Origin of the sequence: Streptomyces sp. NPDC001508 (assembly GCF_040298665.1) — a bacterium.
GTDB lineage: Bacteria > Actinomycetota > Actinomycetes > Streptomycetales > Streptomycetaceae > Streptomyces.
In genome coordinates this window covers 1-25,737 of record NZ_JBEPAP010000025.1, presented here as the reverse complement: position 1 = coordinate 25,737, position 25,737 = coordinate 1, and the positions used below count along the sequence as shown (strand labels likewise).

At 72.6% G+C, this 25,737-nt stretch carries 17 protein-coding genes and 1 other RNA gene; 9 read left to right on the top strand and 9 right to left on the bottom strand.

Annotated features, from left to right (window positions below):
• Positions 1-4 precede the first annotated feature (4 nt).
• Complete coding sequence (locus ABT245_RS22575) at positions 5-1,171, top strand: glycoside hydrolase family 31 family protein (RefSeq protein ID WP_351736258.1); 1,167 nt, start codon at positions 5-7, stop codon at positions 1,169-1,171.
• A 70-nt stretch (positions 1,172-1,241) separates the two neighbouring features.
• Here ABT245_RS22575 and ssrA read toward each other — a convergent pair.
• From ssrA to ftsE, 5 genes are all read right to left on the bottom strand, one after another.
• Positions 1,242-1,640, bottom strand: a transfer-messenger RNA (tmRNA) gene (gene ssrA / locus ABT245_RS22570).
• Positions 1,641-1,733: 93 nt separating this feature from the next.
• The gene (smpB, locus tag ABT245_RS22565; protein ID WP_351736256.1) at positions 1,734-2,219 is read right to left on the bottom strand and encodes an SsrA-binding protein SmpB; all 486 of its coding nucleotides are present in this window, start codon (positions 2,217-2,219) and stop codon (positions 1,734-1,736) included.
• 58 nt (positions 2,220-2,277) lie between these two features.
• On the bottom strand, positions 2,278-3,450 hold the full coding sequence (locus tag ABT245_RS22560; RefSeq protein ID WP_351736254.1) for a S41 family peptidase: 1,173 nt from the start codon (positions 3,448-3,450) through the stop codon (positions 2,278-2,280).
• Between the two features lie 67 nt (positions 3,451-3,517).
• Entirely contained in the window at positions 3,518-4,435 is a 918-nt protein-coding gene (gene ftsX / locus ABT245_RS22555; protein ID WP_351736252.1) for a permease-like cell division protein FtsX, read from the bottom strand.
• 38 nt (positions 4,436-4,473) lie between these two features.
• Positions 4,474-5,163 carry a cell division ATP-binding protein FtsE gene (gene ftsE / locus ABT245_RS22550; protein ID WP_351736250.1) on the bottom strand — a complete coding sequence of 230 codons (690 nt, stop codon included), beginning with the start codon at positions 5,161-5,163 and terminating at the stop codon, positions 4,474-4,476.
• A gap of 268 nt (positions 5,164-5,431) precedes the next feature.
• On the opposite strand from ftsE, the gene ABT245_RS22545 reads away from it, so the two are divergent.
• A complete protein-coding gene (locus tag ABT245_RS22545; protein ID WP_351736248.1) occupies positions 5,432-5,638 on the top strand; it encodes a hypothetical protein in 207 nt (68 codons plus the stop codon).
• A gap of 119 nt (positions 5,639-5,757) precedes the next feature.
• Here the strand turns inward: ABT245_RS22545 and ABT245_RS22540 are convergent, their stop codons facing one another.
• The 4 genes from ABT245_RS22540 to ABT245_RS22525 all read right to left on the bottom strand — a co-directional run bounded on the left by ABT245_RS22540 (position 5,758) and on the right by ABT245_RS22525 (position 11,648).
• The gene (locus ABT245_RS22540; protein ID WP_351736246.1) at positions 5,758-6,381 is read right to left on the bottom strand and encodes a hypothetical protein; all 624 of its coding nucleotides are present in this window, start codon (positions 6,379-6,381) and stop codon (positions 5,758-5,760) included.
• A gap of 310 nt (positions 6,382-6,691) precedes the next feature.
• The gene (gene prfB, locus ABT245_RS22535; protein WP_351736244.1) at positions 6,692-7,798 is read right to left on the bottom strand and encodes a peptide chain release factor 2; all 1,107 of its coding nucleotides are present in this window, start codon (positions 7,796-7,798) and stop codon (positions 6,692-6,694) included.
• Positions 7,799-8,606: 808 nt separating this feature from the next.
• On the bottom strand, positions 8,607-9,839 hold the full coding sequence (locus tag ABT245_RS22530) for a serine/threonine-protein kinase (RefSeq protein ID WP_351736242.1): 1,233 nt from the start codon (positions 9,837-9,839) through the stop codon (positions 8,607-8,609).
• 132 nt (positions 9,840-9,971) lie between these two features.
• Positions 9,972-11,648 (bottom strand): serine/threonine-protein kinase, encoded by a 1,677-nt coding sequence (locus ABT245_RS22525; RefSeq protein ID WP_351736240.1) that lies wholly within the window; start codon positions 11,646-11,648, stop codon positions 9,972-9,974.
• A gap of 382 nt (positions 11,649-12,030) precedes the next feature.
• Here ABT245_RS22525 and ABT245_RS22520 point away from each other — a divergent pair, with 382 nt between their 5' ends.
• The 7 genes from ABT245_RS22520 to ABT245_RS22490 all read left to right on the top strand — a co-directional run.
• Complete coding sequence (locus tag ABT245_RS22520; protein WP_351736418.1) at positions 12,031-15,627, top strand: FHA domain-containing protein; 3,597 nt, start codon at positions 12,031-12,033, stop codon at positions 15,625-15,627.
• 155 nt (positions 15,628-15,782) lie between these two features.
• A complete protein-coding gene (locus tag ABT245_RS22515) occupies positions 15,783-17,168 on the top strand; it encodes an ABC transporter substrate-binding protein (protein ID WP_351736238.1) in 1,386 nt (461 codons plus the stop codon).
• A gap of 71 nt (positions 17,169-17,239) precedes the next feature.
• Positions 17,240-18,520, top strand: a complete 1,281-nt coding sequence (locus ABT245_RS22510) for a carbohydrate ABC transporter permease (RefSeq protein WP_351736236.1) — start codon at positions 17,240-17,242, stop codon at positions 18,518-18,520.
• Positions 18,517-19,425: a carbohydrate ABC transporter permease gene (locus ABT245_RS22505; protein WP_351736234.1), complete on the top strand. Its 909-nt coding sequence runs from the start codon at positions 18,517-18,519 to the stop codon at positions 19,423-19,425. Before ABT245_RS22510 ends, ABT245_RS22505 begins: the two co-directional genes overlap by 4 nt.
• Positions 19,426-19,594: 169 nt before the next feature.
• Positions 19,595-21,856, top strand: a complete 2,262-nt coding sequence (locus ABT245_RS22500) for a bifunctional glycosyltransferase/CDP-glycerol:glycerophosphate glycerophosphotransferase (protein WP_351736232.1) — start codon at positions 19,595-19,597, stop codon at positions 21,854-21,856.
• 166 nt (positions 21,857-22,022) lie between these two features.
• The gene (locus ABT245_RS22495) at positions 22,023-24,233 is read left to right on the top strand and encodes a bifunctional glycosyltransferase/CDP-glycerol:glycerophosphate glycerophosphotransferase (RefSeq protein WP_351736230.1); all 2,211 of its coding nucleotides are present in this window, start codon (positions 22,023-22,025) and stop codon (positions 24,231-24,233) included.
• A gap of 6 nt (positions 24,234-24,239) precedes the next feature.
• A partial coding sequence (locus ABT245_RS22490; protein ID WP_351736228.1) for a bifunctional glycosyltransferase/CDP-glycerol:glycerophosphate glycerophosphotransferase occupies positions 24,240-25,737 on the top strand: 1,498 nt, incomplete at its 3' end.

Below are 25,737 nucleotides of genomic sequence, written 5' to 3'. Positions count from 1 at the left end.
CCCTGTGAAGTTCACCGACGGCTACTGGCTGTTGCGCGAGGGCGTCACCGCGGCCCACCCGGTCGAGGTCCTCGACGTCACCGCCGCTGGGGACACCCCCTGCGGGGGAGGCACGCTGGAGATCCACGCGCCGACCCGGCCCGTCCGCCACCGTGGCGACCTGCTGACGGGACCGGTCGTGACGATCAGCGTCCATGCCCCGCTGCCCGATGTCATCGGCATCACGTTCACCCATTTCGAGGGCGGGCAGCCGCGCACCCCCCGGTTCGAGGTGCGGCGGCAAAAGTGCGCGGCGCAGGTCTCGTACGACGACGAGCACGCGCTGCTCACCTCCGGCACCCTGTCGGCCCGGGTGGCCCGCACCGGCCCCTGGCGGGTCGACTTCCTGGCCGGCGGGCGCACCCTGACCGGCAGCGGCGCCAAGGGCATGGGCATCATGCGGGATGCGACCGGCGCGCACTATCTGCGCGAGCAGCTGGACCTCAGGGTGGGCACGGGCGTCTACGGTCTCGGCGAGCGTTTCGGGCCGCTGGTCAAGAACGGCCAGGTCGTCGACATCTGGAACGCCGACGGCGGCACGGCCACCGAACAGGCATACAAGAACGCCCCGTTCTATCTCACCGACGCCGGCTACGGCGTCTTCGTCGACCATCCGGGCAAGGTGTCCTTCGAGGTGGGTTCGGAGTCCGTGTCCCGGGTCCAGTTCAGCGTCGAGTCACAGCAGTTGACGTACTACGTCATCCACGGCCCGGATCTGCTGGTCGCGCCGGTGTTCAGCGACGAGGGGGATGTGACGTACTACGTGCCCGAGGGCACCTGGACCCGCTTCGCCGACGGGCGGACGGTGACCGGGCCGCGCTGGGTGCGCGAGCGGCACGGCTTTCTGAGTGTGCCGCTGCTCGTGCGGCCGGGCGCGGTGATCCCGGTGGGCGCGGTGGACGACCGGCCGGACTACGACCACGCCGACGGGGTCACACTGCGCGCGTTCCGGCCGGCGCGCGGCGCACCGGTGACGGTGCGGGTCGGGGACATGACCTTCACCGTCGTACGGGAGGGCGACACGCTGCGGGCCTCGGCCGGCGATCCCTCGCGGCCCTGGGCGCTCGCGGCCGGGGAGCGGACCGCGCGGGCCGGGGCCGGTACCGGGTTCCTCACGGTGGAGCTGGGCTGACGCAGGAACGTGACAACGACGAAGGCGATGTGCGCCCGCGCAGTCCGCGGGCGCACATCGCCTGTCGTGTGTGTGGAGATGGCGGGAATCGAACCCGCGTCCAACGGTGCGGAATCAGGGCTTCTCCGTGTGCAGTCCGCTGCGCTTTTCTCAGCCCCGGAGATCACGCGGACAAGTCTCCGACGGGCTCAGTCACTGTTTGGTTTCCCTCTTCACCCCGTGACCGGGATCGAGGTTTAGTCCCCTAGCTGATGCCAGGATCCGGGTCGGGAACAGCCCCGGGCTGACACTCCCTTTAGTAGGAGGCTCGCTCTTGCTGCCTATCAGGCAGCGAGGGCGAAGGCCTGCTGGGAGGAATCGCGCTTGGTATTGGCGATTATTTTTTTCGGCCTGTGGTTTACGAGATCATGGCCGCTTCCTCGACACGCTTCCCCTGCTTCGACAACCGCTGTCGAAACCGATCATCCCCATATTGACTTTTCAAGTCATGCACCCGCCCCGGGGTGCGCTGCCATCGTACGTGACCAACGCACCCGCATGCCAGCGTATTCCCGCCGGCCGGTCAGGACTGGCCGCGCTGCTTGCGCCGGGCCGCCGCCATCGCGCGGTCCGCCTCGCGCCGGTCCTGCTTCTCGCGCAGCGTCTGGCGCTTGTCGTACTCCTTCTTGCCCCTGGCGAGCGCGATCTCGATCTTGGCCCGGCCGTCCTTGAAGTACAGCGCGAGCGGCACGATCGTGTGACCCGTCTCCTGAGCCTTGGACTCCAGCTTCTCGATCTCCTCGCGGTGCAGCAGCAGCTTCCGCTTGCGGCGGGCGCTGTGGTTGGTCCAGGTGCCCTGGGTGTACTCCGGCACATGCACGTTGTACAGCCACGCCTCGCGCGCGTCGAGCTGCACGAAGCCGTCGACCAGCGAGGCCCGTCCCTGGCGCAGCGACTTCACCTCGGTCCCGGTGAGAACCAGGCCGGCCTCGAAGGTGTCGAGGATGTGGTAGTCGTGCCGCGCCTTCTTGTTCTGCGCGATCAGCTTGCGCCCTTTTTCCTTAGCCATAGTGCCGACCATTTTCGCACCATGGAGGGGGTGTGGGGGAAGCCGATAAACCGCGGCGCTACGAGGGGTCGCCGAGCCCGCTGAGCACGGTCTCGGCCCGCTCCAGCGCCCGCCGGCCGGCCACCAGGTCGGGGGTGATGCCCCGGCCGTCGACGGTGTGCCCGGAGGGGGTGCGGTAGTGGCCGACGGTCAGCTCGGCGACGGAGCCGTCGGGCAGCCGGGTCGGCATCTGGATCGAGCCCTTGCCGAAGGTGCGGGAACCGACCACGACCGCGCGGCCCCGGTCCTGGAGGGCGCCGGTGAGCAGTTCGGCCGCGCTCATCGTGCCGCCGTCGACGAGCGCGACCAGGGGTCTGGTGGTGTCGCCGCGGGCCTCGGCGTGCAGGGCGCGCTGCTCGCCGTCGACGTCGTAGGTGGCCACGAGTCCGCCGTCGAGGAAGGCGGAGGCCGCGGTGACGGCCTCGGTGACCAGGCCGCCGGAGTTGCCGCGCAGATCGAGGACGATCCCGGCGCCGGCCGGGGTCTGCCGCACGGCGCTGCGCACGACGTCGCCCGCGCCCTTGGTGAAGGCGTCGATCCTGATGACGGTGACGCCCGCGGAGAGCCTGCGGACGGTCACGGAGTCGGTGGACAGCCGGGCCCGGCGCAGGGTCTCGCTCCAGGTGCGCGCGCCGCGCTCCAGGCCGAGCCGGACGGCGGTGCCCGCGGGGGCGTCCAGCGCGTCGCCGCGCAGCAGGGCGACCACCTCGGTGACCGGCCGCCCGTCGACCGCGGTGCCGTCGACGCTGCGCAGCCGGTCGCCCTTGCGGATCCGGGCGGTGGCCGCGGGCGACCCGGACTGCACCTTGGTCACCTCGATACGGCCGTCGCCCGCGCGCCGCGCCCACAGGCCGACGCCGGTGTACTGGCCGTCGAGTGCCTCCTTGAACTCCTGGTACTCGCCCTGGGAGTAGACGGCGCCCCAGCGGTCCCCGCTGCGGCTCACCGCGCGTTCGGCCGCCTCCATGGGGGACTTGCCGTCGGCCATGGCCTCGGCGGCGGCCTTCTGGACGGCCTCGGGCCGGACGGTCGCGCGGGCCGCGCCCTGGAAGGCGGCCCCGCGGCCGGAGCCGGCGGGGTCGGGGAAGGAGCCGGTCGCGGCACCGGTGACGAGCGCACCGGCGAAGACCAAGGTCAGGGCCGCCCCACGGCGGAAGCGGCGGGACTGACAGAAGGGGTCGCTGCCTGACATGCCGGTGAGTCTAGGACAACGCGAAGGGCCGTACGGCCGGTTGACCTCACGGCCCTCTTGGCGTGCGTCACACCTTCAGGTACTTGCGCAGCGCGAAGAAAGCGGCAAGTGCGGGCATCAGCAGGCTCGCCGCGAGGATCAGCGGGAGCTTGGTGAACACGGCGTCCCAGCCGACGAAGTTGATCAGGTTCAGCTTGGATGACAAGGCCATGCCGTGGTCGACGGTGAAGTACCGCCCGACCACGAGGAAGACGCAGGCCAGAGCGCCGCCGATGAGCCCGGCGACCGCGGCCTCCATGATGAACGGCGCCTGGATGTAGAAGCCGGAGGCGCCGACCAGCCGCATGATCCCGGTCTCACGCCGTCGGCTGAACGCCGAGACGCGCACCGTGTTGACGATCAGCAGCAGGGCGACGACCAGCATCAGCGCCATCACGCCGAGCGCCGCGCTGTTCATCAGATTGAGCAGGCCGAACAGGTTGTCCAGAATCCCCTTTTGGTCCTGCACCGACTGCACGCCGTCACGCCCGTTGAAGGCGGTCGCGATGACCTGGTACTTCTCCGGGTCCTTCAGCTTGATCCGGTACGACTCCTGCATCTGGTCCGGGGTGAGCGAACTGGCCAGCGGGGAGTCGCCGAACTGCTGCTTGTAGTGCTTGTACGCCTCGTCCTGCGACTCGTAGGTGACCTTCTGGACGACCGCCATCTTCTGCAGGTCGGCGAGGATCTGCTTCTTCTGGTCCTCGGTGGCCGCGCCCTTGGCGCAGTTGGGGTCCGACTCGGCGTCACTCTTGTTGCAGAGGAAGATCGAGACGTTGACCTTGTCGTACCAGTAGCCCTTCATGGTGGTCACCTGGTCGCTCATCAGCAGCGAGCCGCCGAACAGGGCCAGGGACAGGGCGACGGAGACGATGACGGCGAAGGTCATCGTCAGATTGCGGCGGAGACCTACACCGATCTCCGACAGTACGAACTGGGCGCGCATGGCGTCGGATCAAGCCTTTCCGTGGAACTTGTGCGGTGTCAGTGCTGGTAGCCGTAGACGCCGCGGGCCTGGTCGCGCACGAGGCGTCCCTTCTCCAGCTCGATGACGCGCTTGCGCATCTGGTCCACGATGTTCTGGTCGTGCGTCGCCATCACCACGGTCGTGCCGGTCCGGTTGATCCGGTCGAGCAGCTTCATGATGCCGACGGAGGTCTGCGGGTCGAGGTTGCCGGTGGGCTCGTCGCAGATGAGCAGCTTGGGCCGGTTGACGAAGGCGCGCGCGATGGCCACGCGCTGCTGCTCACCACCGGACAGCTCGCCGGGCATGCGTTGCTCCTTGCCGCCGAGCCCGACGAGGTCGAGCACCTGCGGCACGGACTTGCGGATCTCTCCGCGCGACTTGCCGATGACCTCCTGGGCGAAGGCCACGTTCTCCGCGACCGTCTTGTTCGGCAGGAGCCGGAAGTCCTGGAAGACCGTTCCGAGCTGGCGCCGGACCTGCGGCACCTTCCAGTTGGATACGCGCGCGAGGTCCTTGCCCAGGACATGCACCTGGCCGTGGCTGCACCGCTCCTCGCGGAGGATCAGCCGCAGGAAGGTGGACTTTCCGGAGCCGGAGGACCCCACGAGGAAGACGAACTCGCCCTTCTCCACTTCCAGGGACACGTCCCTGAGCGCGGGGCGGGTCTGCTTGGGGTAGACCTTGGAGACATTGTCGAATCGGATCACGGATGCACCACGGGTCGCCGGGGGTAGATGTGCGTGACCATACGCGAACCCGGCGGGCGAGCGCAGGCGCCGGACGAGGTTGTGCGGAGCTTGTACATTTTTGTGCCGGGTATCGGGGGTGTACTGCCGGGTATCGGGCTCGTACGTGGGACCGCCGGGTGCCGGTGACCCGCGCACGCTTCGCGGGAACCTGGCACAGTGGTGAGGGGAACGTTCTCGTTCCCGTAGGCGTTGTTCGGTTGACGGCCGGTGCAAGGAGGGCGAGCGCATGACGTACGACCGGTTGGTGTGCGCGAACTGCGCGGCGCCCGTGAGCGAAGGCCGGTGCCCCGTGTGCCGGGCCAACCGCGAGCGGCTGCAGCAGCAGGGCTTCTTCCAGGACGGCTTCCTCGCCGGTCTGAACCCGATGGCGCTGATCGCGCTGCTGGCGGTGCTGATCGCCGCGGTGGCGCTGGTGGCGCACCAGACCGCGTGAGCGGACCACAGAGCGGCTGAGGACGGCCGAAGGGCCCGGAGCGGCAGGCGGCAGGCTCCGGGCCCTTCGTCATGCATCACACATACGAACCGTGTGAGCCCGACCACTGTCCTTCGCGCTCAGGCGGCGGTGCCGCCCCGACCGCCCGCGAGGCGCGGCAGGACGCGGAAGGCGACACCACCGGCGATCATGGTGGCGGCGCCCGCGATCAGGAACGCGGTCTGCCCGGCACCCGTCTCGGCCAGCTCGTCGCCGCTGCCCTGGGCCTGGGCGCCGGCGGCCGGGGTGTCCGAACCGGTACTGGTCAGGGCGGAGGAGCCGCCCTCCTGGGCCGAGCTGCCGGAGCCGCCCTTGGGGTCGGTGTTGCTGTTGCCGCCGCTGTTTCCGTTGCCATTGCCGTTCCCGTTGCCATTGCCGTTGCCGTTCCCATTGCCGTGGGTCGGGGCGGAGGTGGGCTCCTCGGTCGGCTCGGTGGGCTCCTCCGTGGGCTCGGTGGGCTCCTCCGTGGGCTCCGTCGGCTCGTTCGAGGGCACGGAGGTCTCCGGCGGCGACTCCGGGGTGGTCGGGATGCCGGTGTCGGTGGGGTCCGGGCTCGGCGACTCGTCGGCGGCGCAGAGGACGCCGAGCAGGCAGTCCTCCGACTCGCTGGCGGAGGCGGCGCCGGCCGCCGTCAGCGAGGCGCCGGCCGCGATCACGGCACCGGCCGCGATCCGCGCGATCCGGATCCGCGTCTTCTTGGTCATCTGGTTGCTACCCCCAGTAGCTGATGTCAGTGTGCGGCGCATGGGGCCGGCCGTGATCGACGGGGGTAGCCGGTGAAGTCCGTGTCCAACAAGTCCTTCACGCCCCCCGGTTCACATGCGCCCCAGAGATACGCATGGCACGGTTCACCCTTCCGATTTTCCAAGGAATCGTCAAGGCCGTTGCGTGCGCAATGTCCAGCGTCAGGGCATTTACGGGGAGTTGGCGCCTGTGACTGTGATGTAAAACCCGGACAAATGACAACTGCCGCCCCAAGGACGGCAGTTGTCATGGTCGACTTGGCTGCTTCGGTTACTTCTCCTGCTGCTTGCGCCAGCGAATCCCGGCCTCCAGGAAGCCGTCGATCTCACCGTTGAACACGGCCTCCGGGTTGCCGACCTCGAACTCCGTGCGCAGGTCCTTGACCATCTGGTACGGGTGCAGCACGTACGAACGCATCTGGTTGCCCCAGGAGTTGCCGCCGTCGCCCTTGAGGGCGTCCATCCTGGCCTGCTCCTCCTGCCTGCGCCGCTCCAGCAGCTTGGCCTGGAGAACGTTCATCGCGGTGGCCTTGTTCTGGATCTGCGACCGCTCGTTCTGGCAGGAGACCACGATGCCGGTGGGGAGGTGGGTGATGCGGACCGCGGAGTCGGTGGTGTTGACGCCCTGACCGCCCGGGCCGGAGGACCGGTACACGTCGATGCGCAGCTCGGACTCGTCGATCTCGACGTGGTCGGACTGCTCGACGACGGGCAGGACCTCGACGCCGGCGAAGGAGGTCTGGCGGCGCCCCTGGTTGTCGAAGGGCGAGATGCGCACCAGCCGGTGCGTGCCCTGCTCCACGGAGAGGGTGCCGTAGGCGTAGGGGACCTGCACGGCGAAGGTGGTCGACTTGATGCCGGCCTCCTCCGCGTACGACGTCTCGTAGACCTCGGTCTTGTATCCGCGCTGCTCGGCCCAGCGCAGATACATGCGCTGGAGCTTCTCGGCGAAGTCGGCCGCGTCGACGCCGCCGGCCTCGGCGCGGATGTTGACGAGCGCCTCGCGCGCGTCGTACTCCCCGCTGAGCAGCGTGCGGACCTCCATCTCGTCCAGCGCCTTCCTGACCTCGGTCAGCTCGGCCTCGGCCTCGGCGCGGGTGTCGGGGTCGTCCTCGGCCTCGGCCAGCTCGAAGAGCACGCCGAGATCGTCGATCCGGCCGCGCAGCGCCTCCGCCTTCCTGACCTCGGCCTGGAGGTGGGAGAGCTTGCTGGTGATCTTCTGCGCCTCGTCCGGGTTGTCCCACAGGGACGGCGCCGCCGCCTGCTCCTCAAGCACGGCGATGTCGGCCCTCATCCTGTCGAGGTCCAGGACGGCCTCGATCGACTCCATGGTCGAGGAGAGGGACTTCAGCTCTTCGGATACATCGACGACTGCCACGCCTCCAGACTAACGGCAATGGCAACCGGCCTCGCCCGCCCGGCACCCTCCGCCCGACCGAGCCCACGGAGCGATCGTGCACGTGTGCGCGTCCTGCCGGGCACCGTCACGATGCGGCAGCGAGCCGGCGGTGCGCCGAAACCACCCGCCCGACCACACCCCCGGCCCGGACGGCCGACGGCACAACACGGCCCACCCGGCGGAGCGCCCCGTGGGCAACCTCACGGCTGCCGTACGCCCATGCGTCTCCCGGCTGAGGCCGTCGCGGCACGGCAACGGCCCCGGCGAGCGGCGGCACAAGTCGGCCCACCCGGCGAAGCCCCCCGTGGGCAACGTCACCGCATCGCGGACCCGGCGCGGCAACCAGCCCGAGGCACACCGCACCACACACCCGACCACAACGCCAGCCCCGAAAGGCCGACGCGACCCCACCGACGGCGCACCCCGTGAGGACCGTCACGACATCGCCGACGCGTACATGCCCGACCCGGCACCCGCCCCGACCCACACCCGAAACCCCCCGACCGCCCACCACCCCGCCCCAGACAGCCGACGACAGAACACGACCCAACCCGCAGAGCACGCCCACTACACACCCGACCACGACGCCGGCCCCGGAAGGCCGACGGCACAACGCGGCCCCACCCGCAGGGCACACCGTGGGGAACGTCACCCGGTCGTCTGCGTGGCCTGACCCCACGCCGCCGCGGCGCGGTGGCGAGACCGGCGTGCGACGGACCCCCGACTGACCACAGGCCCGGCACCGAACAGCCAGCGGCACAGCGCGGCCCAACCCGCGGAGCGCACGTCAGGGTGTGGTGGAGGTGTGCGGGGTCTGTGGGGTGGCGCCCGCGTCGTCGCCCGAGGTGGCCAGCCAGGTGCCGACGCCGATCGCCGCCGCGAGCAGCGCGCCCGCCACTCCCAGCGTCACCCGCCGGCGCCGGGCCGCCGCGCGGTGCCGGGCCGACCCGGGGCGCGCGGCGCCGGAGGCGCGGGGCACGCGCGCGGTGCCCCGGGCGCCGCCCGCCAGCTCGTCGGCTCCCGGCACCCGCATCGAGGTGTGGGTGTCCCGGTTGGAGTCCGGCTGCGCGCCGGGGACCAGCGACACCGAGCCGCGCCTGCGCGCCCGCTCGCCGGGCGCCGGTGCCGCCGCCGAGGGCCCGGCGGCCTGCGGCGCCGGCTCCGCGTCCGGCTCGTCCACGTCCAGCGGCGGCATCCCGGCCAGCTGGGGCAGCTGCTCCCGCAGCCGCGCCGCCAGCTCGGAGGCCCGCAGCCGCGAGGCGGGCGCCTTCGCCAGGCACTGTACGAGCAGCTGCCACAGCTCGTCCGGGATGCCCGGCAGCGGCGCGACCGTCTCGGTCACGTGCCGGCGCAGCACCGCGCCCGGGTGGCCGCCGCCGAACGGGGTGAACCCGGCCAGCAGCTCGTACAGCACGGTCGCGAGGGCGTAGATGTCGACGGCGGCCCGCGGCGGCAGGCCCTCCACGATCTCCGGTGCCAGATAGTCCGGGGTCCCGATGATCTTCGTGGCGCGGGTCCGCTTGGGGGTGTCGATCAGCTTCGCGACCCCGAAGTCGGTCAGCAGCGCGGGGTGCGCACCGCCGGGTCCGAGCGGCCCCTGCATGTCCAGCAGCACGTTCTCGGGCTTGACGTCCCGGTGCACCACCCCGGCCGCGTGTGCCGCCGCCAGTGCCTCCGCGACGTCCGCGACGACGGCGACCGCGGCCTCGGGGGCGAGCCGCCGCTCCCGCTCCAGGCGGGTGCGCAGGTCGGTGCCGCGGACCAGGTCCATGACGAGGGCCAGGTCGTTGCCGTCGACGACGAGGTCGCGCACCGAGACGATGTTGGGGTGTTCCAGGCCGAGCAGCGCCGTGCGCTCCTGCACGAAGCGTGAGACGAGTTCCTGGTCGGACGCGAGGTCCTCGCGCAGCAGCTTGATGGCGACGGGCCCGTCCGGTCCCTCGCCCAGCCACACCGTGCCTGCGCTGCCCCGTCCCAGGATCTGGTTCGCGGTGTACCGGCTGCCGATCTTCCGTGCCAAGACTGCTCCTACAGACGCGTGTTGCCGCTAAAGCTACGCGTCCGGGGAGCCAACCTTCACCGCGGCGGCCGAAATCACCCGTCAGGTGTCGACAAATCCCCAGACCGAGCTCCAGTTGCCGCAGACCGAGCCCTAGTTGCCCCCGGAGCCGCCGCCCAGGTCCTTGATCCAGCCGGTCACCGTGCCGAACCAGTCGCTGAGCTGTGCCCAGTAGCCCTTGCCGGTCCCGATCCAGTCCTGGAGGGGGCTCAGCTCCCACACCAGCCAGCCCGCCACGAACAGGATGACGATCGTGAACAGGCAGCCCTTCAGACAGCCGAGCCCGGGGATCTTCATCGGGTTGGCGCTGCGCTGCCGCGGCTGCCGGGGCTGCCGCGGCTCGGGCGCCGGCCGCCGCGGCTCCGCCGGTGCGGGCGGCGCGTACCGCTCGGGCCGCGGCGCCGCGTACGGCTGCGGCTGGTACTGCTGCTGGCGCCCGTGGCCGCCCGGGGGCCGCTGCCGGTGCTGGGGCGGGGGCTGCTGCTGCGGCCGGGCCACCTGGCGCTGGGGGCGGCGGCGCAGCGGGTCCTGGTCCGGGTCGAGGTACTGGACCTGCGTCTGATCGTTGCGGTCGCGGGCGGCGCGCAGCTGGTTCTGCCAGGGGTGCGGCTGCTCGGGCTGCTGCCCCTGCTGCCCGGGCTGGTCCGGCCGTCCCGGGGGCATCGGCGGCATGACGGCGGTCGGGTCGGCAGCCCCGGTGTTCGGCAGCACCGCGGTGGGATCGGCGGCGCCCGCCGGACCGCCGGTGTGCGGCAGCACGCTGGTCGCGGCGTTGGGGTCGTACGCCCCCGCGGCGGCGCCCGTCGGCAGCACCTGGGTCGGGTCGGCGGCCCCGGGCACGCCCGGTACGGCGGCGGGCGCCGGGTCGGGGGCCAGCAGGGCGCCGACGCCCTCGGCGGCGGCGATCTGGGCGGAGTTCGCGTGTACGCCGATGCCCTCGGCGACGACCCGCAGGCCGCGCGCGAGGTTCTCGGCGCCGGGCCGCTCGTCGGGGTTCTTGCGCAGACAGCGCTCCATGACCGTCCACAGCGGGTCGGGCACGGTGGACGGGCGGCGCGGCTCGGCGCTCAGGTGCTGGTGCAGGACTTCCAGGGCGGAGCCGCCGGAGAACGGCGGACGGCCGGTGACCAGCTCGTACAGCAGGATGCCGGCGCCGTAGATGTCGACGGCGGAGGTCTGCGGGCGGCCCTCGGCGGACTCCGGCGCGATGTACGCGGGCGTGCCGACGAACTCGTGGGTGCGGGTCAGGCCCGGGGAGTCGGCCAGGCGGGCGATGCCGAAGTCCGTCAGCAGCGGGTTCATCCGGCCGTCGCGCTGCTGGAGCAGCACGTTGGCGGGCTTCAGGTCCCGGTGGACGACGCCGTCGGCATGGCTGGCCGCGAGCGCGTCGGCGACCTGGGCGGTCAGCAGCGCGGCGGCCACGGGCGTGAACGGGCCGTTCTCGCGCAGGTAGCGGTGCAGGTCGGGGCCCTCGACGAGGTCCATGACGAGGGCGAGCAGATCGCCCTCGACGACGAGGTCGCGCACCCGGACGATGTTCGGGTGGGTGAGCCGGAGCAGGACGGAGCGCTCCCGCAGAAACCGCATGACGATGTCGGCGTCGCTCGCCAGTTCCTCCTTGAGGACCTTGATCGCGACGGTCTCGCCCGGCTGGCCGGGCACGGCAGCCTCGGCGCCCGCCGTCTCTCGCTGGCGGGCTCGCCAGACGGTGCCTGTGGCGCCGCGTCCGAGCGGCTCCTCAAGCAAGTACTTGCTGCCTACCGGCCGCACGTCATGCGCTCCCTGCTGCTTGCTGGTGTTCCGATCCACTGTAGTGCCGCCCTCGGGGGCGCCACATGAGCGTTCCCGTCGCTGTCCGAGGGAAAGACGCTCCCCTCGTTCTCCTGGTTGCCGAAACGCTGCCGAACCGGGACAGGGCCGATCTCAAATGAACAACCGCGGGGCACCGGTCAGCCACTTTTGTGGTACCGCTCAGGCACTTTTGAGGTACCGGTCGGGCACTTTTGGGGGCAGAGCCGACCAATCAAGATCACTTATCACCGGGCCGCGGGCGCGTTGCCGGTGACAGGTGCGAGGATGCCTGCAGTACTGGCCGACGTGCTCGTGTGGGGTGGGGGAGCCCGCGCCCGTGCAGAAGGGACCGCTGACGGCGATGCAGATCCGGCTGACCGTCGTAGACCCGCTGGGCCCGTTCCCGCAGGGGGGTCGCGCCGCGCGCCGCGACGTGCTGGTCACGGCGCCCGCCGGCACCGCCCTGGCGGCGGTGACGTCGGCGCTCGCCTCGACGGTCGCCGGCGACGGGGGCACGGCCCGTGACACCGCGAACGCCCCGGTCGTGCTGTACGCCGGCGACGAGCGGCTGGACACCCGGCGCTGCACCCTCGGTGAGCCCCCGCTGGTCGACGGTGCCGTGCTGGCCCTGGGCGCGCCCGCCGAGCCGGAGCCCCATCCGGAGCTGGACGACGCCGCGACGCAGCTGCATGTGGTCGCGGGGCCGGACGCGGGCGGGGTCCATCTGCTGCACGGCGGCCGGATCACCGTGGGCCGTTCCGCCGACGCCGACATCCCGATAGACGACCCCGACGTCTCCCGCCTGCACTGCGCCGTCACGGTCGTCGGCGACGGCCGTGTCTCGGTCGCCGACCTCGGCTCCACGAACGGCACGGCGCTGGACGGCGTGCGGGTGGCGGACCGCCCGGTCCGCTTTGCGCCGGGCGCGCTGCTGCGGATCGGCGAGTCCACCCTGCGGCTTACTCCGTCCGGGGGGCCGAGGGCCCTGATGCGGACGGCTCCCGACGGCGAGGGCTGTGTGCGGGTGACCCCGCGCACTGAGCACGCGACGGACGCCGGGGATGCCGAATACGTCGACTACGCCGACTACGCCGAGTACGCAGCCGGGGCCGGGGACACCGGCCTCGCGGGGTACGCCGGGGAGACCGGGTACGCCGAGGGCGCCGGGCGCATCGAGCGCGGCACGGCGCCGGAGAGCGGGCGGGGTGCGCCGTCCGGGCCCGCCCGGCACGCCCACGGCACGGCGGGCTGGGGCGCCCCGGACAGGGCTCCGCGGGCCCAGGAGCACCGCCCGGTGCAACCGCCGGTGGTGCCCGGACAGGGCGGCGCGCCAGGGATCGAGAGCCGGGATGCGCGCGGCCGGGGCCCCGGGACGCCGGGCGCGGACACCCACGCCGGCCGCTTCGGGGCCGCCGGCCCCGGCGCGGCCTTCGGCGGCCCCGGCCACACGGGCAAAGGACCGGGCACACCGCCGGACACGCCCGCGGGCCCCCGGGCGGCGGCCCGCGGCACCGGTACGGACGGCACCGCCCCCGTCCCGCACGCGCGGGGCGGCCACCCCGAGGACACCCCGGGCACGCGCCCGCGCGGACACCACGGCCCGGACGGCCCGGCCGGGTTCCACGGGTACGGCGGCGGCCCGGAAGCGGACGCCCCGCCCGCCGGGGGACGCAAGGGCACTCCGGTGCGCGGCACCGACCTGCCGCCCGGCCTGCGCAGGCGCGGCGGCCTCGGCGCGTGGGCGCGACGGCTGGCCGGGGGGCGCACGGATCCGGCGGCCGGCGGCCCGGGGCCGTACGACCCGCCGGGCGCCGGCGCGCCCGGCGGTGCCGCGCCGGGCGGTGCGCGGCGGCCGGAGACCTGGCCGGACCCGGCGGCCCTGCTGCTGACCGCGCTGGGCCCGGGTCCCCGGCTGTGGGAGCGCGGTCCGGGACACCCGCAGACGCTCACGGTCCGGCTGGGCACCGCCGACGGGGCGGCGCCGGGCGGCCCGGCGCCGCTCACCGGCACACCGGTCACGGTCGGCCTGCGCGAGGCCGGGGCGCTGGGCCTTGCCGGGCCGCGCCCGCGGCTGTCCGGTCTGGCCCGCGCGGTCCTGGCCCAGCTCGCCGCGCTGCACTCCCCCGACTGCCTGGAAATCGTCCTGATCAGCGCGGACCGCGCACGCCCCCTGGAGGAGCGCACCGCCGAGTGGTCCTGGCTCGGCTGGCTGCCGCATGTGCGCCCGGGCCACGGCCAGGACTGCCGTCTGCTGCTGGCCTACGACCGCGAACAGGCCGCGGCCCGCACCCAGGAGCTGCTGCGCCGTCTGGAGAGCCAGCCGGCCGACGGCTCGGCAGCGCCGCGGCTCTCCTCGGCCGCGGGCGGCGGCGAGACGACGGGCGGCTTCCCCGGCCCGTACACGGTCGTCGTCGTGGACGGCGATCCGGGCGGGGCGGCCCTGCGCGAGGCGGTGGCACGGCTGGCCCTGGAGGGGCCGCGGGCCGGGACGCATGTCGTGTGCCTGGCGGAGACACCGCCCGCCCCGGCCGCCGCGCCGGGGACCTACGAGGCGGCCTACGAGGCCGCGTGCGCGGTCGCGCCGACGTTCCGGGCGTGCGGCGCCGTCGCGCTGCTCGGCGGTGATGTCGCCACGGCACTGCACCTGCTGCACATCCCCGGGCCCGGCGCGCACACCGGGCCGGCCGGTCCGCTCGGCCCCGGCACCCCGGCCGCGGTCGACGCGGTCTCGGCCGCCTGGGCGCAGCGGTTCTCGCGGGCGCTGGCGCCGCTGCGCACGGACGGCGCGGTCGACGAGCGGCATGCGCGGGTGGCCGCGCCGCTGCCCCAGTCGGCGCGGCTGCTGGACGAGTTGGGGCTCGCCCGGGCCACACCGGCGTCGCTGATGGCGCGTTGGGCGGACGCGGCGGACGACACGGAGTCGCCGGGCGGGCGGGCCTGGGCGGTGCTCGGCGCGGGCCCGCGCGGCCCGCTCGGTGCCGACCTGGTCGCCGAGGGGCCGCATCTGCTGGTCGAGGGGCCGCCGGGCAGCGGCCGTACGGAGCTGCTGCGGGCGGTCGTCGCCTCGCTGGCCGCCGCCGAGCGCCCCGACCGGCTGGGCGTGGTGCTGGTCGACGGGCGGGACGGCGTGGGCGCGGGCGGCGAAGGGCTGCGCGTGTGCACGGACATACCGCATGTCACCACCCATCTGGCCGCCAACGACCCGGTGCGGATGCGGGAGTTCGCGCAGTCGCTGAGCGCCGAGCTGAAGCGGCGGGCCGAGTTGCTGGGGCGGGCGGGCTTCGCCGAGTGGCACGCGCAGCGCGAGGTGTCGGGCCGGATGGTCGCGCAGCGCACCCCGCCGGGGCGGCCCGCCGCGAGTGGCGGCGACCTCGAATCCCCGCCCAGCACGACGCTGCGGCTGCGTCCCGCCGCGGCCCGGCAGGGGCGGACGGAGGCGCCGCCGCCGCTGCCCCGGCTGGTGGTGGTCGTGGACGATCTGGACGCGCTGGTCTCCCCGGCGCTCGGTTCGCCGGGCCGGCCCGCGGCGGGTTCGGTGGTGCGGGCGCTGGAGGCGGTGGCGCGGGACGGCGGACGGCTCGGCGTCCATCTGGTGGCGGCGGCCGGGCCGGGCGGTCGTACGGCCGAGACGGAGCCGGCGCGGCAGGCCGCGCTGCGCGTCACGCTGGACGCGCCGTCCTGCGGACCGGACGAACCGGCGCCGGGCCGCGGCCGGTTGGCCACGGCGGACGGTCGTGTCACCGCGTTCCAGGCCGGGCGGGTGACCGGGCGGATCCCGCGTACGGCGACCCAGCGGCCCACGGTCGTCCCGCTGGACTGGCATCGCATGGGCGACCCGCCGGCCCGCCGGCCGGTACGCGAACTGGGCAACGGCCCAACGGACTTGGCCCTCCTGGCAAGCGCCGTGGAACGCGCGGCCCAACAGGTGTCGGCCACCCGGGTCCCGTCCCTGCTGTAGTCAGAGGCGCCATGCATACGCGGCCGATCACGAGCCGGTCACGATCAGCGGGTTGACACCGCAGGCGCTCTTGCCGCGTTCGAGGGGCCGGGCGTAGACCGTACGGCACGGTACAGCGCTCGGACGTTCAACGGCGAACGAAGAACGGGGCAGTGATGCGCAGCAGGAGCAGCACCATCCGGACACACAGGGCCGTCACCACACTCGCCGCTCTCCTCGTGGGGGCGCTCGCGCTCAGCGCCTGCGCGGGCAGCGACGACGACAAGAAGACCGGCGGCGGCGAGAGCGGCGGCGCCACCGGGACGGGCGGCGGCGTCACCCTGCCGAAGCTGGACGGCGCGAACCTGGAGGTCGCCGCCGTGTGGACCGGCGGCGAGCAGAAGAACTTCAAGCAGGTCCTCGCGGAGTTCGAGAAGCGCACGGGTGCCAAGGTCACCTTCGTACCCGCACAGGACCCGATCATCAACTTCCTCGGCTCGAAGATCGCGGGCGGCCAGCCGCCGGACGTCGCGCTGCTGCCGCAGCCCGGTGCGATCAAGCAGGCGGTGGACAAGAACTGGGCCAAGCCGCTGGGCCCCGAGGCGCAGGCCCAGCTGGCCAAGAACTACGCGCAGGGCTGGCAGGACATCGGCAAGGTCGACGGCAAGCAGTACGGCGCCTACTACAAGGCCGCCAACAAGTCGCTGATCTGGTACAACGCCAAGGCGTTCGAGAACGCCGGCGCCAAGGAGCCCAAGACCTGGCAGGAACTGCTGACGGCGGCGCAGGCCGTGTACGACTCGGGGGTCACGCCGTTCTCGGTCGGCGGCGCCGACGGCTGGACCCTCACCGACTGGTTCGAGAACATCTACCTCTCCCAGGCGGGCCCTGAGAAGTACGACCAGCTCGCCCAGCACAAGATCAAGTGGACGGATCCCTCCGTCAAGGAGGCGCTGACCACGCTCGCCCAGATCTGGGGCACGAAGGACTATGTCGCGGGCGGCGCGAAGGGCGCGCTCCAGACCGAGTTCCCGGCCTCCGTCACCCAGACCTTCACCGGCGGCGACCAGCCCAAGGCGGCGATGGTCTACGAGGGCGACTTCGCGCAGGTCAACATCGGTGAGACCAAGGCGAAGGTGGGCACGGACGCGAAGGTGTTCCCGTTCCCGGCGGTGGGCTCCTTTGCGCCGGTGGTCTCCGGCGGTGACGCGGCGGTCGTCCTGAAGGACTCCAAGGCGGCCCAGGCACTGGTCACCTTCCTCGCCTCGGCGGACGCGGCGACGATCCAGGCGAAGCTCGGCGGCTATCTCTCGCCGAACAAGAACGTGCCCAACTCGGCCTATCCGAACGACGTGCAGCGCACGATCGCCAAGGCGCTGGTCGACTCGGGCGACGACTTCCGTTTCGACATGTCCGACCAGGCCCCGCAGGCCTTCGGCGGCACGCCCGGCAAGGGCGAGTGGAAGGCGTTGCAGGACTTCCTGAAGAACCCGTCGGATGTCACGGGCGCCCAGGCGCAGTTGGAGAAGGACGCGGCGGCGGCGTACGGGAACGGCGGCTGAGCCGGCGATGGCGTCGGCCACGGCGGCGGGGGGGCCCACCGTCCCCCGCCGCGCCCCGCAACCGCAAGAGCGTGACCGGGACCCGCAGGACGGTGGCAGCGCTCTTCCTGCTGCCCGCCCTGGTGCTGCTCGGCGCGCTCGTGGTCTACCCGATCGGGTACTCGCTCGTCCGCAGCTTCTACGACTCCTCGGGCGACGGATTCGCCGGATTCGACAACTACCGTGCCCTGTTCACCGACGACGGCATCCGCACCGCGCTGAAGAACAACATCATCTGGGTGGTGTTCGCGCCGACCGTGTCCACCGCCCTCGGCCTGGTCTTCGCGGTGCTGACCGAACGGGTGCGCTGGGGAACGGCGTTCAAGCTGGTCGTCTTCATGCCGATGGCGATCTCCATGCTGGCGGCCGGGATCATCTTCCGGCTGGTGTACGACCAGGACCCGGACAAGGGTGTCGCCAACGCCGTGTGGGTGGGGATCCACGACACGTTCGCCCAGTCGTCGGCGTTCCCGAAGGCGCACCCGGGCCGCGAGTCGCCGCTGCGGGCGGACGGCGGCGGCTTCATCACGTCGGCGACGGTCCGCGCGGGCACCCCGGTCACCCTGCCGCTGGTGGGTGTGGCCCCCGACCAGATGCCCGGCGACGCCCGCACGGCTCGGGCCGCGCGGCACGAGCCGGGGAAGGTCACCGGCACCACCTGGCAGGACTTCACCCGCGGCAAGGGTGTCGGCACGCTGGGCGCCCCCGACCCGTCCGAACTCGGCTATGCGGGAATGAAGATCGAGGCGGTGCGGGACGGCAAGGTGGTGGCCGCCACGAAGGCCGCCGCCGACGGCACGTTCACGCTGCCCGCGGCGGCCGACGGCGCCCGGCTGCGGCTCCCGGCGGACAACTTCGAGGCGCCCTACAACGGCGTCGACTGGCTGGGCCCTTCGCTGGTGACGCCCGCCATCATCGGGTCGTACGTATGGATGTGGGCGGGTTTCGCGATGGTGCTGATCGCGGCCGGGCTCGCGGGGGTGCCCCGGGAACTCCTGGAGGCGGCGCGGGTCGACGGGGCGAACGAGTGGCAGGTGTTCCGGAGGGTCACCGTGCCGCTGCTCGCGCCGGTCCTCGCGGTCGTGACCGTCACCCTGATGATCAATGTGCTGAAGGTGTTCGACCTGGTCTTCATCATCGCGCCCGGCTCCTCGCAGGACGACGCGAACGTGCTGGCCCTCGAGCTGTACCGGAAGGGCTTCTCGGAGGGCCGGCCCGGCGTCGCGAGCGCCATCGCGGTGCTTCTGCTGCTGCTGGTGATCCCCGTGATGTGGTTCAACATTCGCCGGCTGAGGCGGGAGGTGCGGCGATGACGACGCAGGCCGAGGGCATCGGCGAGGCGGCCCCGGGCCCGGTGGTCAAGGCCCGGCAGTCGCTCGGCGCGCGGATCGCGGAGCGGCTGAGCGGCGGACTGGTCCGCGCGGTCCTGCTCGTCGTCGGCCTGTTCTGGCTGGTGCCGACGATCGGGCTGCTCATCTCCTCCCTGCGCACGCCCGAGGACATGAGCGCGGACGGCTGGTGGAAGGTGTTCGCCAAGCCGTCCCAACTCACCTTCGACAGCTACCAGAAGCTGCTGGAGAACAGCGACATCACCAACTCCCTGGTGAACACGGTGCTGATCACGGTCCCGGCGACGGTGCTGGTCGTGGTCATCGGCTCGCTGGCGGGCTATGCCTTCGCGTGGATGGAGTTCCCGGGCCGCGACTGGCTGTTCCTCGCCATGGTCGGACTGCTGGTGGTACCGGTGCAGGTGGCGCTGATCCCGATCGCCGAACTGTTCGGCGAGGTCGGGCTGTTCGGGTCGATCCTCGGGGTGGTCCTGTTCCATGTCGGTTTCGGCCTGCCGTTCGCGGTGTTCCTGCTGCGGAACTTCTTCGCGGAGATCCCGAGGGAGCTGCTGGAGGCGGCCCGGCTGGACGGCGCGGGCGAACTGCGGCTGTTCGCCCGGGTGGTGATGCCGCTCGGCGGGCCCGCCATCGCCAGCCTGGGCATCTTCCAGTTCCTGTGGGTGTGGAACGACATGCTGATCGCGCTGGTGTTCACCAAGTCGGGTTCGCAGCCGATCACGGTCGCCCTGCAGACGCAGGTCCGCCAGTTCGGCAACAACATCGACGTGCTGGCACCGGGCGCGTTCATCTCGATGGTGATCCCGCTGGCGGTGTTCTTCGCGTTCCAGCGGCAGTTCGTGTCCGGAGTCATGGCCGGCGCGGTCAAGTAACACGGTCAACCGACCGGAAACGGGCCATGGTTGAGGGGCGGGCCGGTATCGGCCCGCCCCTCGACGGCGTGCCCCGGGTGTCCCCCACTTGCCGCACGAACCGTAACCACTTCACTCCACCGGCCGTTCCCGGGCAGAACGCCCGCGACGACCGACCCATGGATGTGCCGTGCCCAGGTTCAGTGTCATTGTCCCCGCGTACCAGGTCCAGGCATATCTGCACGCATGCCTGGACTCGGTGCTGGAACAGTCGTACCCGGATCTCGAACTGATCGTCGTGGACGACCACTCGCCGGACGCGAGCGGAGCGATCATCGACGAGTACGCGGCACGCGACCCGCGGGTCCGGCCGGTGCACCTGTCCGAGAACGTGGGCCTCGGCCGGGCCCGCAACGCGGGCATGAAGTGCGCGACCGGCGACTACCTGGTCTTCCTCGACGGCGACGACACGCTCACCCCACGCGCCCTGGAGTGGATCGCCGACCGGCTCAAGGAGACCGACGAACCGGACGTCCTGGTCTACGACTACGCGCGCACCCACTGGACGGGCGAGGCGGTCCGCAACAAGGTCGCCGCCCAGCTCAGCGAGCAGGGCCCGGCCCCCTTCCGGCTCGCGGACCGGCCGGGGCTGCTGAACGTCCTGATGGTCGCCTGGAACAAGGCGTACCGCAGGGAGTTCGTGGAGGCCGAGCGGCTGTCGTTCCCGCCGGGCTACTACGAGGACACCCCCTGGACCTTCCCGGCCCTGATGTCGGCGCGGTCCCTCGCGACCCTGGACCGGGTGTGCGTGCACTACCGGCAGCGCCGCAGCGGCAACATCCTCGGCACCACCAGCCGTAAGCACTTCGACATCTTCGAGCAGTACGACCGGGTCTTCGCCCACCTCGCCGAGCGGCCCGAACTCGCCTGTTGGAAACCGGCGTTGTTCCAGCGCATGGTCGACCACCTGGCGACCGTGTACGGCAAGCCCGACCGGCTGCCGCCGGACAGCCGGGCCGAGTTCCTGCGCCGCGCCCGCGCCCAGTACCGGCGCCACCGCACGCCGGGCACCCCCGTTTCGGCGCGCTCCCGCCTGCGGCACGCCCTGATCCGGCTGGGCGCGCACCGCACCTACCGCGCGCTGCGGCTGGCGGCGTCCCTGCGCCGGGGCGTGCGAAAGCCCGCCGCGGGCCTGCGCCGGGTGGTGCGCGCCGCCGCCCTGTGGCTTCACTACCGGATCCAGCTCTGCCTGCCCGTGCGCCCCGACCGGGCGGTGTTCGCCGCTCACGGGGGCCGCGGCCACGGCTGCAACCCGGGCGCCCTGGAGGCCGCGTTCCGCAGGTACGCCCCGCACATCCGCACGGCGTGGATCGCCCGGCCCGAGCACCAGTACACCGTGCCGCCGGCCACCCGCCGGGTGCGGCCGGACACGGCGGCCTACTGGACGGCGCTGGCCCGCGCCAAGTACCTGGTGGTCAACACCGATCTGGACCCGCGGCTGGTCAAGCGGCGCGGCCAGGTCTGTGTGCAGACCCGGTACGGCACCCCGCTCAAGCGGATGGGCCTCGATCTGCAGGACCGCCCGGCCGCCGCCGGCGCCACCGACTTCGGAACGTATCTGAACGGCGTCGACAAGTGGGACTACGTCCTGTCCGCCAACCGCCACTCCACCGTGACCTGGGAGCGGGTCTGCCCGGGCCGCTACACCACACTGGAGTACGGCTACCCGCGCAACGACGTGTTCCAGAAGGCGACCTCGGCGGACGTGGCCCGGCTGCGTGAACAACTCGGCGTCCCCCGGGGCACCGTGGCGATCCTGTACGCGCCGACCCACCGCGACCACCGGCGCGAGCAGCGCCTGCTGCTCGACCCGGAGCGCCTGCTGCACCGGCTGGGCCCGCGCTATGTGCTGCTGTTCCGCGCCCACCCCGGGCACGACGGGCCGCCGGTGGAGGGCGAGCGCGTCATCGACGTCAGCGGCCATCCGAGCGTGGAGTCCCTGTGCCTGGCGTCGGACGCGCTGGTCACCGACTACTCGTCGATCATGTTCGACTACGCCAATCTGGACCGGCCGATCGTCGTGTACGCCCCGGACCGGGAGGCGTACGAAGCGGCCCGCGGCACCTACTTCGATCTGCGCTCCTGTCCGCCGGGCGCGTACGCGCGCAGCGAGGACGAGCTGATCGACATCTTCGCGACCGGCCACTGGCGCGGCTCGCGCTCGACCCAGCTGCGGGCCGCGTTCCGGGAGCGGTTCTGCCCGTTCGACGACGGCCGGGCCGCCGAGCGGGTCGTCCGGCATGTGGTGCTGGGCGAGGCCGTGCTGCTGCCGCCGGTCACGCCGCTCGCCGAACGGCATCCGGTGCCGTCGGCGTCCTCGGCGCTCGCCCATCCCCCGTTGGTCACCCTTCCGCAACCTTCCGGTCCGGTCCCCGTCACCGACTGCCGCTGAACACCGTTGGCCCTCTCGGGAGTTCCCATGCCCTGCAGCACCTCGCGGCCCACCCCGACCCGGCCGTCCACCTGGCGGCCGACCGGGCGGCCCGGCCGCGTCCGTACGGCCTGAGTCCCGGGACCTTGGCGACCCGGGAGGCAGGTAACACAACAGAAAGAGCGCAATGCCCCGCTTCAGCATCATCGTTCCGTCCCACGGGGTCGCGGGCCGGCTGTCCCAGGCGCTGGACTCGGTCCTCGCACAGTCCTTCACCGACCTGGAGCTGATCCCGGTCTGCGACTCCCCCGACTCCCCGGCGGCGGACGTCGCCGGGGAGTACGCCGAGCGGGACTCCCGGGTGACCCCGGTGCACTCACCGCCGTCCGCCGGGCTGAGCGGGGCCCGCAACGCCGGGATGCGGGCGGCGTCGGGCGGTTATCTGCTGTTCCTGGACGGCGACGACCTCCTCCTGCCGGGCGCGCTGACGGCGCTGGACGCGCGGCTCGGCGCGACGGGCGACGTGGACGTGCTGTACTTCGAGCACGAGCGGACCCCCTGGTGGGAGGGCGAGCCGAGCAACCCGGCCGCCCCGCTGCTGGCCGCCGCCCCCGGCGGCGCGTTCGCGCCCGCCCGCGCCCCGCGGCTCACCGGCGTAACGCTCCCGGCGTGGAGCGCCGCCTACCGCCGCTCCTTCGTCGCCGAGCACCGACTCGCCTTTCCCGACGGCCACTTCACGGATCTGGGCTGGGGCGGCCTGACGACCCTCGCCGCCGAGCGGGTCGCGGTGCTGCGCCGGGCCCTGGTCCGGCACCGGCTGCGCCGGCAGGGCAACCGGCTCAACCGGCCCGGCGCGCACCAGCGCGAACTGCTCGACCAGGTGGACCTGGTGCTGGCACGGGCCGCCGAGCGGCAGCTGCCCGGCGAACGGGCCAGGCCGCTGTTCGCACAGCTCTTCGCGGTCGTCCTGAAGACGGCCTCCCGGCCCGAACGGCTGCCCTCCGGGCACCGGGCCTTCTTCCGCCGCGCCCGCCGGCTGTACCGGCGGCACCGACCGGCCGGTTTCCGGGTGCCGGCCGGCAGCCTGGGCGTCCAGCACCGGCTGCTCGCGGCGGGCGCCTACACGGCGTTCTGCGCGCTGCGCGCCGCCAACCGGTCGGCGGTGCGGGCGGCCGAGCGCGTCCCGCGGCCCCGCGGGCTGCGCACCCGGCTGCGCTACCGGGCGCAGCTGCGCCGCCCGATCGACCCGCGGCTCGCGGTGTACTGCGCCTACTGGGGCCGCGGTTACGCGTGCAGCCCGGCCGCGATCCACGCCAAGGCCCGCGAACTCGCCCCGCACATCAGCTCGGTGTTCCTGGTGGAGGCCGGCCAGGAACACGCCGTACCGCAGGACGTGGACCGCGTCGTGATCGGCTCCCGCCGCTACTGGGAGGTGCTGGCCCGCGCCAAGTACCTGGTCAACAACGCCAACTTCGCCGAGGGCGTGGTCAAGCGGCCGGGCAGCGTGCATGTGCAGACCCAGCACGGCACCCCGCTGAAGACGATGGGCGTGGACCAGTCGACGTACCCGGTGGTGGCCGCGCAGTCCGGCAGCTTCGCCAAGCTGCTCGGCCGGGTCGACCGCTGGGACTTCAACCTGTCCTCCAACCGCCACTCCACCCAGATGTGGGAGCGCGCCTTCCCCGGCTCGTACGAGGCACTGGAGTACGGCTATCCGCGCAACGACGTCTACTACACGGCGACCGCGCAGGACGTGGCCCGCGTCCGCCGGGAAATCGGGGTGCCCGAGGGCCGCACGGCCATCCTGTACGCGCCCACCCACCGCGACCACCACACCGGTTTCGAGCCGGGCCTCGACCTGGAGGCGTTCTGTGCGGCGGCCGGCGAGGACGTGGTGGTGCTGCTGCGCGCCCACTACTTCTACGACCGCGGGCAGGCGGCGGCCGGCGGCCCCGCCGACCGGATCATCGATGTGTCCGCGCACCGCTCCTCCGAGGAGGTCTGCCTGGCCGCGGACGTGCTGATCACCGACTACTCGTCGATCATGTTCGACTACGCCAACCTGGACCGGCCGATCGTCGTGTACGCGGACGACTGGGACGTCTACCGGGAGACGCGGGGCGTCTACTTCGACCTGATGGCGGCGCCGCCTGGCCCGGTGGCACGCACCCCAAAGGAGCTGGCACAGATCTTTCGCGACGGCACGTACGCGGGGGCCACGTCGCGGGCGCTGCGCGCCGCGTTCCGCGAGCGGTTCTGCGAGTTCGACGACGGCCGGGCCGCCGAGCGGGTGGTGCGGCGGGTGCTGCTCGGCGAGTCACCGGAGGCGATCCCGCCGGTGATGCCGCTCGCAAAGCGCGTCCCCGCCCCCGCCGCCGTGACCCTCGCAAGGAGCTGACCCGCAGTGCCCCGCTTCAGCGTCATCGTCCCGTGCTTCAAGGTGCAGGGTTTCCTGCGCGAGTGCCTCGACTCGGTCCTGGAGCAGTCCTTCGCGGACTTCGAGGTGATCGCCGTGGACGACCGTTCGCCGGACGGCTGCGGCGCGATCCTCGACGAGTACGCGGCCCGCGACCCGCGCGTGACCGTGCTGCACCTGCCCGAGAACGTCGGCCTCGGCCGGGCCCGCAACGCCGGACTGCCCCACGCGACCGGCGACTACCTGCTGTTCCTCGACAGCGACGACACCCTCACACCCGGCGCCCTCAGCGCCATGGCCGACCGCCTCGCCGAGAGCGACGACCCGGACGTCCTGGTCTTCGACTACGCCCGCACCTACTGGTGGGGCGGCACCCGCCGCAACGTCCTCGCCCAGGTACTGACCGAAGCCGGCGACGGCACCTTCACCGCGGCCGAACACCCCCGCATCCTCGACCTGCTGATGGTGGTGTGGAACAAGGCGTACCGCCGCGCGTACGTGGCCGCACACGACTTCCGCTTCCCGCCCGGCTACTACGAGGACACCCCCTGGACCTTCCCCGTGATGCTCAGCGCCGGACGCATCGCCGTGCTCGACCGGATCTGCCTGAACTACCGCCAGCGCCGCCAGGGCAACATCCTGTCCACCACCAGCCGCAAACACTTCGACATCCACGACCAGTACGAACGGGTCTTCGCCTACGTCGACGAACACCCCGAACTCACCGCCTGGCGGCCGTTCCTGCACCGCAAGATGGGCGAACACTGCCTGGACATCCTCGCCAAACCCGACCGCCTGCCGCCGTCCGACCGGGCCGAGTTCTTCCGGCGGACGGCCGCGCTGTTCCGCCGGCACACACCCGAGGGCGCCCGGATCGACGGCGAGGTCTCCGTGCTGACCGGCCCGTACCCGGCCTATGTGGCGTGGCGGCAGGCGGGGCGGGCCGGCCGGGAGCTGGCGCGGCGCGGCCTCCAAGTCCGGCGGGCGGCGGCCGGGCGTGTCAAGCGGGGCGTCTTCACGGTGCACGCCGGCCGCCCGCTGGACCCGCAGATGGTGCTGTACTCGGCGTTCTCGCACCGCGGGGTGCTCGGCGACCCGGCCGCCGTGTACTACAAGGCGCGGGAGATCGCCCCGCAGCTGCGGGGCGTGTGGGTGGTGCGGGAGGCCGCGGACCGCGCGCTGGTCCCGGACGATGTGGAGCATGTGCTGCTCGACTCCCCCGCCTTCCACCGGCTGGTCGCTCGGGCCGGCTTCTTCGTGAACAACGTCAACTGGCCCGGCACGCTGGTCAAACGGCCCGGCAGCATGCACATCCACACCCACCAGGGCACCCCGCTCAAGTACATGGGCGCGGATCTGCTGGGCAAGCCCGGCGCCCGGCTCGGCGTCGACGTGCCGCAGATGCTGCGCCGGGCCGACCGCTGGGACCACAGCCTGGTCGCCAACCGCCACTCCGAGCTGGTGTGGGAGCGTGCCTACCCCTGCC

What these genes read in the sequence shown, in the direction of transcription:
- ABT245_RS22505 (WP_351736234.1), top strand. Translation starts at nt 18,517, where the DNA reads ATGACGACGCAGGCCGAGGGCATCGGCGAGGCGGCCCCGGGCCCGGTG.
- smpB (WP_351736256.1), bottom strand. Translation starts at nt 2,219, where the DNA reads ATGGCTAAGGAAAAAGGGCGCAAGCTGATCGCGCAGAACAAGAAGGCG.
- ABT245_RS22545 (WP_351736248.1), top strand. Translation starts at nt 5,432, where the DNA reads ATGACGTACGACCGGTTGGTGTGCGCGAACTGCGCGGCGCCCGTGAGC.
- ABT245_RS22515 (WP_351736238.1), top strand. Translation starts at nt 15,783, where the DNA reads ATGCGCAGCAGGAGCAGCACCATCCGGACACACAGGGCCGTCACCACA.
- ftsX (WP_351736252.1), bottom strand. Translation starts at nt 4,435, where the DNA reads ATGCGCGCCCAGTTCGTACTGTCGGAGATCGGTGTAGGTCTCCGCCGC.
- ABT245_RS22540 (WP_351736246.1), bottom strand. Translation starts at nt 6,381, where the DNA reads ATGACCAAGAAGACGCGGATCCGGATCGCGCGGATCGCGGCCGGTGCC.
- ABT245_RS22560 (WP_351736254.1), bottom strand. Translation starts at nt 3,450, where the DNA reads ATGTCAGGCAGCGACCCCTTCTGTCAGTCCCGCCGCTTCCGCCGTGGG.
- ABT245_RS22495 (WP_351736230.1), top strand. Translation starts at nt 22,023, where the DNA reads ATGCCCCGCTTCAGCATCATCGTTCCGTCCCACGGGGTCGCGGGCCGG.
- ABT245_RS22520 (WP_351736418.1), top strand. Translation starts at nt 12,031, where the DNA reads ATGCAGATCCGGCTGACCGTCGTAGACCCGCTGGGCCCGTTCCCGCAG.